The following is a 12,721-nucleotide window of genomic DNA, read 5'->3' as shown; positions in this document are numbered from 1 at the left end:
CCACGCCGTCAAGACCGGTACTTGAACACGCCCGTGCCCTTGGCAATCAGCTCGCCGGTTTCATCCGCGATCTGCGCCTCGGCAAAGAAGGAAGACCGCCCGCCGCCGGTCTTCCAGCCCTCGCCCTTCAGCAATTGCCCTTTGGGTCGCGAGAGGTACTGCACGTTCAGGCTCAGCGTCAGGCACAGCTGCTTGCGCTCGGGATCGCCGGTCCAGCAGCCAGCGTAACCCATGACCGTGTCCAGCAGAGAGGCATGGACACCGCCATGCGGATTACCGTGACGGTTCATCAGGAAATCTTCCAGCGGCAGCTCGAAGGCGGCATAGCCCTCGTGCCAGTCGGTCATCTTCATCCCGATGTGCCGGGAATAGGCATAGGGTGCCTCGCGGAAAGCCTCATCCATATCCGTGCCGGGCCTCCAGCCCCATAGCTGCAAATTTTGGCACATAAGCGCCCAGTTTCAAACCCTTTTCCGGGTTCGCGGCAGTGCCGTCAAGGGCACGTTTCCTGACCCCCTGCAGGATCGCCGCCATGCGGAAGAAGGCGAAGGCCACACAAAAGCCAAGGTTGCCGATCCCGTCGATCCCGCGTCGCACGCAATAGCTGGTGACGAATGCCTGGTCCGAGGGCAGGCCCAGTGCTGCCCGGTCCACCCCGGCCAGTCCGCGCGTCTCCGGCCCCGGCGGCAACTGCCATTGCATCAGGACCCCGGCGAAGTCCGCATGGGGATGGCCCAGCGTGGACAGCTCCCAGTCCAGCACCGCCCTGCACTCTGCCCCCTCTGGCGCGAACAACAGGTTGTCCAGGCGGAAATCGCCATGCACGAGCGTCCGCTGCCCGTCATCGGCAGGCACGGCCCGTTCCAGCCAGGTGATCAGGGCCTCCATGTCAGGCTGCCGTTCGGTTTCCGAGGCGCGGTACTGCCCCGTCCACCGCGCCAGCTGTCGTTCATAGTAGTTTCCTGGCGCACCGTAATCAGACAGGCCCAGTCGGGCCGGGTCGAGGGAGTGGATCGCAGCCAGAACGCGGTTCACCTCGTCCATGATCGCGGCCCGCCCCGTCGGCGCCTCCCCCGGCAGGTCGGGTTTGACAAGGGTGCGGCCGGCGACATGCTCCATGATGTAGAACGCACTGCCCAGCACCGCGTCGTCCTGGCAAAATGCCAACATCCTCGGCACGGGCACGCCAGTCCCGGCCAGCGCAGACTGGACGCGAAACTCCCGGTCCACCGCATGCGCGGATTTCAACAGCTTCCCCGGAGGCTTGCGCCGCAAGACATAGCGACCCGAGGGACTGTCCAGCCGGAAGGTGGGGTTGGACTGGCCCTGTTCGAATTGCTCGGCCTGCAGCGGCCCGTAAAACCCCGGCACATGGTCCTGCATCCATTCCGCCACGCGCGCCAGGTCCACCGCCTGCATCCCGCCCCCCTGTTTCTTTTCTCTTCAAATACTCACCTGCAACAGAACCCGTCAGTGGTTCTCGCTGGCATATTTTCGCAGTTCCGCCCGCGCCACCTGTCGCCGGTGGACGGCATCGGGTCCGTCGGCAAAGCGCAACGTGCGGATATGCGTCCACATCGCGGCAAGATCATGGTCCTGGCTGATCCCGCCCGCGCCGTGCATCTGCATCGCCTCGTCCACCACCCGGGCCGCCATCAGCGGCGCCACCACCTTGATCTTGGAAATCCAGGGCTGCGCCGCGCGCACACCGGCCGTGTCCATCATCCAGGCCGCCTTGAGACACAACAGGCGCGCCATCTCGATCTCCATCCGGGCATTGGCGATGATGTCGTGATTGGCGCCCAGATCGGCGATGCGCTTGCCGAAAGCCTCGCGCGACAGGCCCCGGCGGCACATCAATTCCAATGCTTTCTCCGCCTGGCCGATGGCCCGCATGCAATGGTGTATGCGCCCCGGACCCAGCCGTCCCTGCGCCACCTCAAAGCCGCGCCCCTCGCCCAGAACGACATTCCGGGCGGGCAGGCGCACATCGGTGAATCTCAGGTGCATGTGCCCATGCGGCGCATCATCCTGGCCAAAGACGGTCATCGGCCGCAACACCTCGATTCCGGGGGTCCCCGGATCCATGACGAACATCGTGTGCCGGGCATGTCGTGCCGCACCGGGGTCGGTACAGGCCATCAGGATATACAGCCCACAGCGCGGATCGCCGGCGCCGCTGATCCACCATTTCTCTCCGTTCAGCACGTAGTCATCGCCATCCCGCCGCGCCTCGAAGGCCAGTTGCGCCGCATCCGAAGAGGCGACATCCGGTTCCGTCATGACATAGGCAGACCGGATTTCTCCCTCCAGCAGGGGCGCCAGCCAGCGCGCCTTCATCCAGTCTTCGCCGTAACGCTCCAGCACCTCCATGTTTCCGGTGTCCGGCGCGCTGCAGTTGAAGACCTCCGCCGCCAAACCGACCTTGCCCATTTCCTCGGCCAGGTAGGCATATTCCACCGTGGTCAGCCCATAGCCCCTGTCGGAGTCAGTCAGCCAGAAATTCCACAACCCCCGCGCCCTGGCCTCGGCCTTCAGCCCGTCCAGGATGTCCAGTTGCCGCGGCACCAGGGCAAAGCGGTTGCCCGAGGGATGCGTGCCGACAAGCGCATGAAACTCGGCATCCAGCGGCGCGATCTCCTCGTCGATCATCTCTCGCACCTGCGTCACCAGTAGGCGCACACGCTCCGTCATCCCCAGGTCCATGTCCCCTCCTCTCGACAGCCCCTCGCCGCCCGCGCATGGAGCGGCGCGCACGGGTGGGCGGATGGGCGTCGCGCCGTTCCATGTGTGGTCGTCGCTACCCGTCCAAGTACAACCGCGTGATCCAGTTGGCGGCCAGCGCCGGCCGCTCGGCGCCCTCGATCTCGACCTCCACGTCCCAATGCACGTCAAGACAGCCGTCGCGTTCGTCGACACTGGCCACGGTAAAACGCCCCCGGATCCGACGCCCCACCCGGACCGGCGAGACGAAGCGGATGCGGTCGAAGCCGTAGTTGATGCTGGACCTGACGCCCTCGAGCCCCTCCATCACCTCGTAGGACATCTTGGACAGCATCGACAGCGTCAGGAACCCGTGCGCGACACAGCCGCCAAAGGGCGTTTCGGCCGCCGACCGTTCCTCGTCCAGGTGGATGAACTGCCAGTCCTCCGTGGCATCGGCGAACAGCCTGACCCGTGCCGCGTCCAGCGTCACCCAGCCGCTCGCGCGCGGCGCCATGTCCCTCAGGTCGTCAGCCAGCATCGGGCAGCACGTAGTCCGAAAAACGCTTGCGCAGGGTCAGTTTCGATACCTTGCCCGTCGCTGTCAGCGGCAGGTCTTCGACGCATTCCATCGCGTCCGGCAACTGCCATTTCGCCAGATGCTCCAGCATCATCTCGTGAATCTCCTCCAGGTCCGGCGGATCATCGGCCTGGCGCGGGACCACCACCAGCAAGGGACGTTCCTCCCACTTGGGATGCGACACCGCGATAACCGCGCAACTGGCAACCTTGGGATGCCCCATCGCGATGTTCTCGAGGTCCAGCGAACTGATCCATTCGCCCCCCGACTTGATCAGGTCCTTGGCCCTGTCCTGGATGGCCAGGAAACCAAGTTCGTCGATCACTGCCACGTCACCGGTCCCGAACCAGCCGTCGGCATCGAAGGCCCCCTCTGTCGCGTCTTCATCGCCGAAATAACCGGATATGATCGTGTTCCCCCGCACGTGCAGCTCTCCGGAGGATGTGCCGTCATGAGGCAGAGGCTTGCCGTCCTCGCCGTCGATCCGCAATTCGACCCCAAAGACCCGCCGTCCCTGTTTTGCCTTCAACGCCATGCGCTCATCGAAGGGCAACTCGTGCATCGGTTTGGACAATTGTCCATGCGTGCCCACCGGGCTCATTTCTGTCATGCCCCAGGCGTGGCAGACATCCACCCCGCGTTTCTCGAAGAACTCGATCATCGCCCGCGGCGCCGCAGACCCGCCGATCACCAGCTGGTCCAGCGCCGAGGGCACCGCCTCGCGCTGTTCCACCTCGGCCCGAAGCCCCAGCCAGACGGTTGGCACGCCCCAGGAGGCCGTCACCTTTTCCTCTTCCATCAGGTCGAAGACAGAGGCACCGTCCAGCTTGCCCCCCGGCATGATCAGCGAGGCCCCCACCAGTGGCGCCGCATAGGGCAGGCCCCAGGAATTGACGTGGAACATGGGAACCACCGGCAGGATACGCGCGCCCTCATGCAGCGACCGCGGCACCGTCACCGCCAGGTAAAGCGCATGCAGCACGGTCGAGCGATGCGAATACAGCGCCCCCTTTGGGTTCCCCGTGGTGCCCGAGGTGTAACAAAGCCCCGCCGCGCTGTCCTCGGACATCACTGGCCAGTCATAGGCACTGGGTTGCCCTTCCAACAGGTCCTCGTAGCACAGCCAGTCCAGCTTGCTGTCCGGCATATGCGCCCGGTCCGTCATCGCCACCAGCGTCAGCCCCTCGGGCAAATGGTCCGCCAGCGCCTCGACGATCGGCACAAAGGTTAGATCCACGCAAATCACCCGGTCCGAGGCGTGCCCGATGATGTACAACATCTGCTCGGCAGAGAGACGCGGGTTGATCGTGTGGCAGACCGCGCCCATTCCGCTGATCGCATAATACAGCTCGAAGTGGCGGTAGCCGTTCCAGGCCAGTGTCGCCACGCGGTCGCCGTCGCTGACCCCCAGGGCGGCCAGCCCATGCGCCAACTGCCCGGCGCGGGCAAAGGCCTCGGCATAGGTTTCGCGGTGAATGTCCCCCTCGGTCCGGACCGAGACGATCTCTCCTCCCGGGTGCGCCTGTGCCGCGTAGTCGAGAATCTCGATGATCCTCAACGGCATATGCATCATCATGCCTTGCATCTGGCCCTCCCTTGCCGTCTGCCTGCGTCCGGTTAGACTGCGCGCGAGCATTGCCACCGTGCAACCGTTTTTCCAGAAAGTGACGCAAGGAGTGCCCATGTCCAGCCAGATGCGCCGCATCGCCCTCGCCCGCCGCCCGTCCGGCCTGCCCGTGCCCGAAGATTTTGCGCTGAAAGAGGCGCCGATGCCGGCCCCGGGCGCGGGCGAGGTGTTTGTCGAGGTCACGCACCTGTCGCTTGACCCTTACATGCGGGGGCGGATGGACGATGCGGGCAGCTATGCCGCCTCGGTCGACATAGACGGCACGATGGTCGGACAGGGCGTTGGCCGCGTCATTGCCTCGCGCGACGAGGCCTTCGCCGAAGGCGATCTGGTGACGGGCATGACCGGCTGGGCCAGCCACGCGGTCGTTCCCGCACAGGGGTTGCGCAAGCTCGACGACCGCCTGCCGCCCACCACGGCGCTTGGCGTTCTCGGCATGCCGGGCTTCACCGCCTGGACGGGCCTGCGGGACTTCGGTCGTCCAAAGGCAGGCGAAACCCTGGCCGTCGCCGCTGCGACCGGGCCGGTCGGCTCACTGGTCGGCCAGTTGGCCAAGGCCGCAGGCCTGCGGACCGTCGCCATCGCGGGCGGGGCCGAGAAATGCCGGCTGGCGACAGAACGCTTCGGCTTCGACGCCGCCATCGACCACCGCGCCTGCGCCCTGCGCGAGGCGATTGCCGCCGAGGTCCCGGATGGCATCGACATCTACTGGGAGAATACCGGCGGCAAGGTGCTGGAGGCGGTCATGCCGCTGATGAACACGCATGGCCGTATCCCGATCTGCGGCACAATCGCCTGGTACGGCGGCGCCGACGGCACAGAGGACCGGTTGCCAAAGGTCTGGCGATCGATCCTGGTCAAGCGCCTCTCGGTCAACGGGTTCATCATCTTCGACCATTGGGACGGCTATCCGGCGTTCCTGGAGGAAATGACACCCAGGGTCGCCGCCGGCGACATCAGCTTTCTCGAGGACGTGGCGCAGGGGTTGGAAAACGCGCCGGCGGCCTTCATCTCGATGCTGACGGGCGGCAATACCGGCAAGCAGATCGTGCAACTGGCCTGATCTGCATCCCGGCGTCCGGCCCTTGCACAGGGACGCGGCACATCGAAAACAGGCGGAGCCTGTTCAACGGGTCGGCGGGCGGGCGCCTTTGCGGCACAGCCGCAAACAGTCCCGGCCCGGCGACACCCTCGGGTTTTCGATCTGTCAGAGTGCCGGATCTTCAGCCGTTAGTTCCAGCGGGGCCGCCGGCGCGCTCAGGTCATCGACACGCAACGCCCCCGACGGGCGTGACAGCCTATTACGCACAACCCAGTACAGCCGCGATTGCGCGCGGGTGATCGCCACATAGGCCAGCCGCTTCCACAGCGGTTGCCCGGCTTCGTTCCGACCGGTCCGCGCCGCCGCGTAGAGATCCGGCGCAAAGACCTGCACCTCCTCCCACTGCGAGCCCTGGGCCTTGTGGATCGTCACCGCCGCACCATGCAGAAAGGTGGCCCCCATCCGCGCCGCGAAGGGAATGAAGGGCTCCTCCTCCTCGGGCTTCTCGATCTTGACGATCGAAGCGGCCGAGACCTGCGGCTCGATCGCGCCCACGACATGCAACCGCGAGAACCCCGGCTTTTTGCCCGGGCCGAGGTAAATCACCTGGGCGCCCTTGATCAGCCCCCGCGCCTCCAGGTCCAGCCGCTTGCGCCGATGTTTCAGCGGCAGCTCGATCCCGTCGCAAATCAGCGGCTCTCCGGGCAGAAGGCTGTCCTCGGGTGCGTCATGCACCCGGCGAAATGCATTGATCAGCCGGATCCGAGTGGCATTGCGCCAGACCAGCACCGGCGAACGCGCCATCAGGTCCACCTCGACCCGGTTGGCGTAGACCACGCGATCATCCTTGCGGGCGGCCTCTTCGATCATGCGCTCGAAGTCTCCGAACCCCAGTGCCGGATCCGCCAGGGCATGGGCGAGGTCCAGGATCGGGTTGTCCGCCTCCTGCCGGTGGATGCGGTGCAGCTCGCGTTTCTGGCTGTCCTTCATCCCGTCGAAGACCATCTTGCCCGACTGGTTCACAGGTGCCAGCTGTGCGGGATCGCCAAAGAGGACGAGGTTGGGAAATATCTCGCAGAGGTCGTCGAACTGTCGTTCGTCCAGCATCGAGGATTCGTCGACAAAACCGATGTCTAGCGGTTCTTCCCGTCGCTTCCAGCCGGTGATGAAATCGCTGCCGCGCAGTCCCGCCGCCGCCAGCGCCGCCGGGATAGACTTGTGTTGTTCGTAGACGGCAAGCGCCCGATCCAGGGCGATATCGGCCAGCCCCTCGATCTCGGGCCGTTCGTCCTCGTTGCCCATCAGCCATTCGGCGACGCGTTCATATTCGGGGTCATAGACCGGGGTATAGATGATGCGGTGAATGGTGGTCGCGGGCACGCCGCGCATCCGCAACACGCTGGCCGCCTTGTTGGTGGGCGCCAGCACTGCCAGCGTCCGCTTCTCGCGGGCACGGCGGCTTTCGTAGTCGCCCGAAACGGTCTCGACCCCGACCGCTTCCAGTGCCTTGACCAGTTCGGCCAGAAGCAATGTCTTGCCGCTACCCGCCTTTCCCATCAGTGCCATGACGCGCGACCGGCCTTCCTGCGCGGGCAGGCACAGCCCTTCATCAAGATCGACACCCGCGCCGCGCAAAAGCTCGGTCACGCTGTCATAGGCGGCGGCCTGATCATCGGAGAATACAAGGGCGGGAACTGTCATGCGGCGCACCCTATCCCGCGCCAAGCGCGGCCACCAGAACCCTTTGCCACATCTTCCCGGTGAAAACTTAAGAGGCCGCTCTTGCCAACCGCACTCACCGTCCGGACAAGAAAAAGCGCGCGCGGGCGTCTGCCCACGCGCGCCTGTCGGCTGCCCTGTCCGGTCGCTCTCAGGCGGCCGCAAGTTCCTTGGGCTGGACGATCTGACCAAAGGACAGCGCGAACCAGCGCTTGGACATTTCCGGTGTGATGCCCGCGCTCTTCGACACCTGGGCCTGGCCCTCGGGCGTGAACTCCCACAGGCCGACACTGATCTGTTCGCGGCCCTGGCCCTGGCTGCCCAGAACCTCGGGAGAGGACCCGATGCGGCGATAGATCCGCACCATGCGGGCATCGAAAACGCCGACGTAATGTTCCACACCGAATTCCTGCATGACCTCGCCGCCAGCCAGCATCAGGGCCGCCGCGACACCCGGTGTCGCACCTCGGGACAGGCAAAAACGCGTGCACTCCCAGATTAGAGGCGACTGGATGCGCACGCCGTCGGTCAGGTGGACGAAATGATCGTTCACCATCGTGCGGCCCGTGGTAGGCAACAGGCGCATGGAGCCCCCATGCGTGCCGTCGGCGTTTTCCCAAATGACGTAAAGCGGGTTCTCGTCATCGTATTCGTCACGCTCGTAACCGGTCTCTTCGTCGACGCTGACTTCCCAGCCCAGGCGCGTCTTGAACTGGTCCGCGCGGTCGCGGAACATGGATTCAGCCAGCTTCGGGAACTTGTGCAGGTCGGTGCCGTAGATGTAGCGGATCATTTCGTTTTCCCCTCGGAATGTGTATTCGATGGGGAAAGATTGCCGCTGGAATGGTTAACGGGATTCAACCTGAGCGCGCGCTGCTAGAACGCAGGCTTTACCAAAGCGCGTCCTCAGACCACGATCACCCCCCGGCTGAGCGCCCGGGCGACCGCGTGAGTAGTGTTCAGCGCACCCAGTTTATGGCGGGCGCTTTCGACGTAGACCCGAAGGGTATGCTCGGAAATCGAAAGGGTATCAGCGGCTTGCGCCCGGCTATAGCCCACGGCGAGGAGGGTCATGGCTTCGATCTCGCGCGGGGACAAGGGCTGAGCTGGGTCAGGTGTGCGTCCCGGTTCGAATTCCAGTGCCTTCTGGTTGAAGTAATGCGCCACCAGGATCAGGTCGCGCCGGTTGCTTATCGTGAAGTCCTCCCATTCTTCGTCGCTGCAATTGTGCGAGAGAGAGAACAGGGCGAACTGGCCGTTCGGTCCGCGCAGCGGAATCGAATAGCCCTGGTTGCCGATTCCATAGGCGATGGCATCCTGCATGAGGGCTCGCGCCGCCTTGCTGGACCAGTCCAGCCGCTTCCAGTCGACCGGGTGGAATCTCTGGTAACACCCTGCCACCACCGGATCGACACGCAGATAGCCCTTATCGAGGTAGCGGTTGACCCATTCCAGGTCATATGTCCCGCACCCGTATTGTTCGCCATTGCTGTTGACCCAATGATAGACAATGTGATCGACCCCGTACCTGTCGCGCAGTTCCTCTATGAGGATCTGCAGATCCTCGAGTCCTTCAGCGGATTCGAGCCGCTCGATCAGCCCGTCCAGTCGCGGTGCGTTTCCCGACAAAAAGCCCAATGCCATTACCCTCGGCCTGGGACGTGATCTCCGCCTGTGCCACGAATGCGGCATCATCCAGTTGCGCGGCCAGCGACGGCATGCCGTTGGCGCGTGCGAATGTTTTCAGGTCGGTGAGAACGTCCAAAATCCAGTCATGTCCCATGATCAGCCTCGTGCATAGATGGTTAACGCTTCATTAAGACAACTCTAGCATGCGCCGGGAGAGCGCAAAATTCACGGAATCTAACTCCCCAGAAATAGCGAGGGGGCGTCTCGCCAAGTGACTGAAAGCTTTGAGGTGACCGCGGGAACGTAAAACGCCCGCGATGCCGGGGGGCGATTCGCGGGCGTCGGAAGGTCTGTCAGACCGATGAGATTCTTACTTGCGCGCGTCCAGGCAGTCCTCGAGCGTGCGCAGCCCGGTCTTGGGCGCCTGCACCAGGACCGACATGTTGCCGGGCTTGTGCTCGTTGTTCATCATCTTGGTGTGCGCGGCCGGGATCTCGTTCCAGGGGAAAACCTCGGACATGCAGGGATCAAGACGGCGCTCGATCATCAGGCGGTTGGCCGAGGCGGCCTGCTTGAGGTTGGCGAAGTGCGAGCCCTGCAGGCGCTTCTGATGCATCCACATGTAGCGCACGTCAAAGGTACAGTTGTAGCCCGAAGTACCGGCACAGATCACCACGATGCCGCCCTTCTTGACCACCAGGGTGGAGACCGGGAAGGTCGCCTCGCCGGGGTGTTCAAAGACCATGTCGACGCTCACACCCTTGCCGGTGATGTCCCAGATCGCCTTGCCGAACTTGCGCGCCTCTTTCAGCCACGCATTGTATTCCGGCGTGTTGACTGTGGGCAGCTGGCCCCAGCAGTTGAAGTCCTTGCGGTTGATGACGCCCTTGGCGCCCTGGTCCATCACGAACTGGCGCTTGCTCTCGTCCGAGATCACGCCGATCGCATTGGCACCGGCGGTGTTCGCCAGCTGGATCGCGTAGGAGCCGAGACCGCCCGATGCGCCCCAGACCAGGACGTTCTGGCCGGGCTTGAGCTCATGCGGGTGGTGGCCGAAGAGCATCCGGTAGGCAGTGGCCAGCGTCAGCGTGTAGCAGGCGCTTTCTTCCCAGGTCAGGTGCTTGGGGCGCGGCATCAGCTGCTGGGCCTGCACCTTGGTGAACTGAGCGAAAGACCCGTCGCCGGTCTCGTAGCCCCAGATCCGCTGGCTGGGCGAGAACATCGGGTCGCCGCCGTTGCATTCCTCGTCGTCGCCGTCGTCCTGGTTGCAGTGGATGACAACCTCGTCGCCCACTTTCCAGTTCTTCACCTTGTCACCGACTTTCCAGACGATGCCCGAGGCGTCGGAGCCCGCAACGTGGAAGTCCTGGCCATGCACGTCGAAGGGAGAGATCGGAACGCCCTTGCCGGCCCAGACGCCGTTGTAGTTGACGCCGGCGGCCATGACGAGAACCAGCACCTCGTGGCTGTCGATGTCCCAGACGTCGACCACTTCCTGCTGAAAGCTCTGCTCCGGGTCGCCATGACGGTCACGGCGGATCGCCCAAGCGTACATCTTCTTGGGGACGTAGCCCATCGGGGGCATTTCGCCGACTTCGTAGAGGTCTTTTTCCGGTGCATCGTACTGGGCGATGCCTGTTTGCGTGTCCAGAGCCATGACGGCCTCCTGTTAAGCCAGTGTTGATGTTCGGACCGGTTCTGCGGCGCAGAATCGCGGGGCTGACCCTTGGAATATTCGTCGCTGCGCAACATTGCAACATCATTTGTCCAGATTTTGTAATTTTATGACCCAGCAACTGCAGAAATCCCAATGCGCCTGCAGCATGACACGCCTGCAGAACCCGCAGGCCAGAACCTGCGAGCAGCCAAAAGAGGGTGGCATGAGATCGGATTAGAACAGGTGTTCGATGGAACGCGCGTAATAGTTGGCCAGCGCGGCCTGGTCGGGGACGATGGCAAGACGGCCATCCTGCTCGTGCACGATGCCGCGTTCGATCAGGGCTCGCAGGCCCACTTCGACGGCATAGTCCCTGCTGTTGCGCGGCAGGTGGACATGCGCATCCGGCAGCGCATCGAGCGCGGCGGAAAAGGCCGCTGCCAGATCCGCACGGCTTTGCGGACCCCGCATCAGCAGGTAGGCGACCAGTGGCACCGGCAGCACAGGGACGATGCGGGCGATCCGGGACATCAGGTCGCGCGCGAGGTCCGTCGCGTCCCCCGCCAGCGGAACATTGGCCCTCAGCGACAGCGGCGCACCAAAGCTGACCGCCGCATAGCCAAAGCGGTGGAAGCGCCCCGTCATACGCAGCCAGAACTGGTGGAACACCCCCCGGATCACGCGACTGACAGAGGCATCGAAACGCCGCGTCCCGCTTTGATCGGCTTTCGTCAGGACCTTGTCCTCGAGCACCCGGTCATAGTTCAGACCCACGGGAACAAAAACCACGTCCCGCGCGGCAAGGTCGAGATCGTCGAGGATATAGGACAGCAAGCCGACCTTCGGCTCGGCCAGAGCACCGTCGAGACTTAGCCCGCCTTCAGGGAAAATCGCCTGGGTAACACCGCCGCTTGTGGCCATCTGCACATAGCGCCGCAAGACCTTGCGATAGAGCGCGTCCCTCGACTTGCGCCGGATGAAATAGGCCCCCATCGCGCGGATCAGTTGCGACAATGGCCAAACCTGCGCCCACTCTCCCACCGCGTAGGACAGGGCCGACCGGTTGGCCGCAAGGTGGGTGACCAGGACATAGTCCATGTTCGAGCGGTGATTCATGACGAAGATCACCGTCGCCTCGGGGTCGATTGTGCTCAGGGCGTCGGCCTCGTGGTGACCCAGTCGCACGCGGTACAGCGTGTTCGACAGCCAGCGCGCCCCACGCAGACCCAGCCCGAAATAGGTGAAGGCAGAGAAGGACGGAACGATTTCACGGGCATAGCGGCGGGCCTTTTCAAAGGCCACGTCTTCGCGCACCCCGTTCTTGGCGGCGTACTCGACAATCGCCTGCGTCACCTCAGGGTGATAGAGCAGGCGCTGGATCAGGTCATAGCGACGCAAAAGGCGGAAGGGTTCGATGGGCCGTTCCAGCCGTTCGTTCAGCCGCGCCACGGCCTTTTCCAGCCGTCTGCGCAGGAACCAGCGCACGGAAGGAAACAGGAAATGGGTCGCGAAACTCACCGCGGCAAAGGCGAAGATCAGGGCAAACAGCCAGAGCGGAAGGGTGACGGGTGCGGTCATTCCGAGGGACTTTTGCAGGCCATGAGGCCCACGACAAGCCCGACCGGAGCTTTGTACGTTTTGTACAAAACGTACGCCGTTTCCAGCATTTTGTACAAAACCCGTCAGCCCGCCCCTTCCGGCCTCCGGCAAGGCAGGGCCTGCGCGACCAACGTGCTTTCCCGCGCCCTGGCACCTCGCCTATGC

Annotated in this window: 12 protein-coding genes; 1 reads left to right on the top strand and 11 read right to left on the bottom strand. The window is 64.0% G+C overall.

The window, feature by feature from the left end:
* Window positions 1-8: 8 nt before the first annotated feature.
* The 5 genes from BLQ71_RS07015 to BLQ71_RS06995 all read right to left on the bottom strand — a co-directional run bounded on the left by BLQ71_RS07015 (window position 9) and on the right by BLQ71_RS06995 (window position 4,868).
* On the bottom strand, window positions 9-404 hold the full coding sequence (locus BLQ71_RS07015) for a PaaI family thioesterase (protein WP_043136389.1): 396 nt from the start codon (window positions 402-404) through the stop codon (window positions 9-11).
* Window positions 397-1,419, bottom strand: a complete 1,023-nt coding sequence (locus BLQ71_RS07010) for a phosphotransferase family protein (RefSeq protein ID WP_074621188.1) — start codon at window positions 1,417-1,419, stop codon at window positions 397-399. The genes BLQ71_RS07015 and BLQ71_RS07010 overlap by 8 nt, the downstream gene beginning before the upstream one ends.
* Before the next feature lie 51 nt (window positions 1,420-1,470).
* Entirely contained in the window at window positions 1,471-2,706 is a 1,236-nt protein-coding gene (locus BLQ71_RS07005; RefSeq protein ID WP_074621187.1) for an acyl-CoA dehydrogenase family protein, read from the bottom strand.
* A 94-nt stretch (window positions 2,707-2,800) separates the two neighbouring features.
* Window positions 2,801-3,244, bottom strand: coding sequence for a MaoC family dehydratase (locus BLQ71_RS07000; protein WP_074621186.1), 444 nt, complete (start codon window positions 3,242-3,244; stop codon window positions 2,801-2,803).
* The gene (locus BLQ71_RS06995) at window positions 3,234-4,868 is read right to left on the bottom strand and encodes a long-chain-fatty-acid--CoA ligase (RefSeq protein WP_074621185.1); all 1,635 of its coding nucleotides are present in this window, start codon (window positions 4,866-4,868) and stop codon (window positions 3,234-3,236) included. Before BLQ71_RS06995 ends, BLQ71_RS07000 begins: the two co-directional genes overlap by 11 nt.
* A gap of 97 nt (window positions 4,869-4,965) precedes the next feature.
* Between BLQ71_RS06995 and BLQ71_RS06990 the strand changes: the two genes are divergently transcribed.
* Window positions 4,966-5,973 carry an NADP-dependent oxidoreductase gene (locus BLQ71_RS06990; protein WP_074621184.1) on the top strand — a complete coding sequence of 336 codons (1,008 nt, stop codon included), beginning with the start codon at window positions 4,966-4,968 and terminating at the stop codon, window positions 5,971-5,973.
* Window positions 5,974-6,117: 144 nt separating this feature from the next.
* Here BLQ71_RS06990 and BLQ71_RS06985 read toward each other — a convergent pair whose 3' ends face one another.
* The 6 genes from BLQ71_RS06985 to BLQ71_RS06960 all read right to left on the bottom strand — a co-directional run bounded on the left by BLQ71_RS06985 (window position 6,118) and on the right by BLQ71_RS06960 (window position 12,535).
* Window positions 6,118-7,653: an ATP-dependent DNA helicase gene (locus BLQ71_RS06985; RefSeq protein ID WP_074621183.1), complete on the bottom strand. Its 1,536-nt coding sequence runs from the start codon at window positions 7,651-7,653 to the stop codon at window positions 6,118-6,120.
* A 169-nt stretch (window positions 7,654-7,822) separates the two neighbouring features.
* Window positions 7,823-8,464, bottom strand: coding sequence for an acyl-homoserine-lactone synthase (locus tag BLQ71_RS06980; RefSeq protein WP_074621182.1), 642 nt, complete (start codon window positions 8,462-8,464; stop codon window positions 7,823-7,825).
* Window positions 8,465-8,577: 113 nt separating this feature from the next.
* Window positions 8,578-9,315: a helix-turn-helix transcriptional regulator gene (locus tag BLQ71_RS06975; RefSeq protein ID WP_074621181.1), complete on the bottom strand. Its 738-nt coding sequence runs from the start codon at window positions 9,313-9,315 to the stop codon at window positions 8,578-8,580.
* Entirely contained in the window at window positions 9,245-9,454 is a 210-nt protein-coding gene (locus BLQ71_RS06970; protein ID WP_074621180.1) for a hypothetical protein, read from the bottom strand. Before BLQ71_RS06970 ends, BLQ71_RS06975 begins: the two co-directional genes overlap by 71 nt.
* Window positions 9,455-9,670: 216 nt before the next feature.
* Window positions 9,671-10,957, bottom strand: coding sequence for a crotonyl-CoA carboxylase/reductase (ccrA, locus tag BLQ71_RS06965; RefSeq protein ID WP_043136379.1), 1,287 nt, complete (start codon window positions 10,955-10,957; stop codon window positions 9,671-9,673).
* Window positions 10,958-11,191: 234 nt separating this feature from the next.
* Entirely contained in the window at window positions 11,192-12,535 is a 1,344-nt protein-coding gene (locus BLQ71_RS06960; protein ID WP_074621179.1) for a 1-acyl-sn-glycerol-3-phosphate acyltransferase, read from the bottom strand.
* Window positions 12,536-12,721: the final 186 nt, after the last annotated feature.

Source organism: Antarctobacter albus (assembly GCF_900101505.1).
Lineage (GTDB): Bacteria > Pseudomonadota > Alphaproteobacteria > Rhodobacterales > Rhodobacteraceae > Antarctobacter > Antarctobacter albus.
Note: the sequence above shows the minus strand (reverse complement) of the source record. Positions and strands in the feature narration are given on the sequence as shown.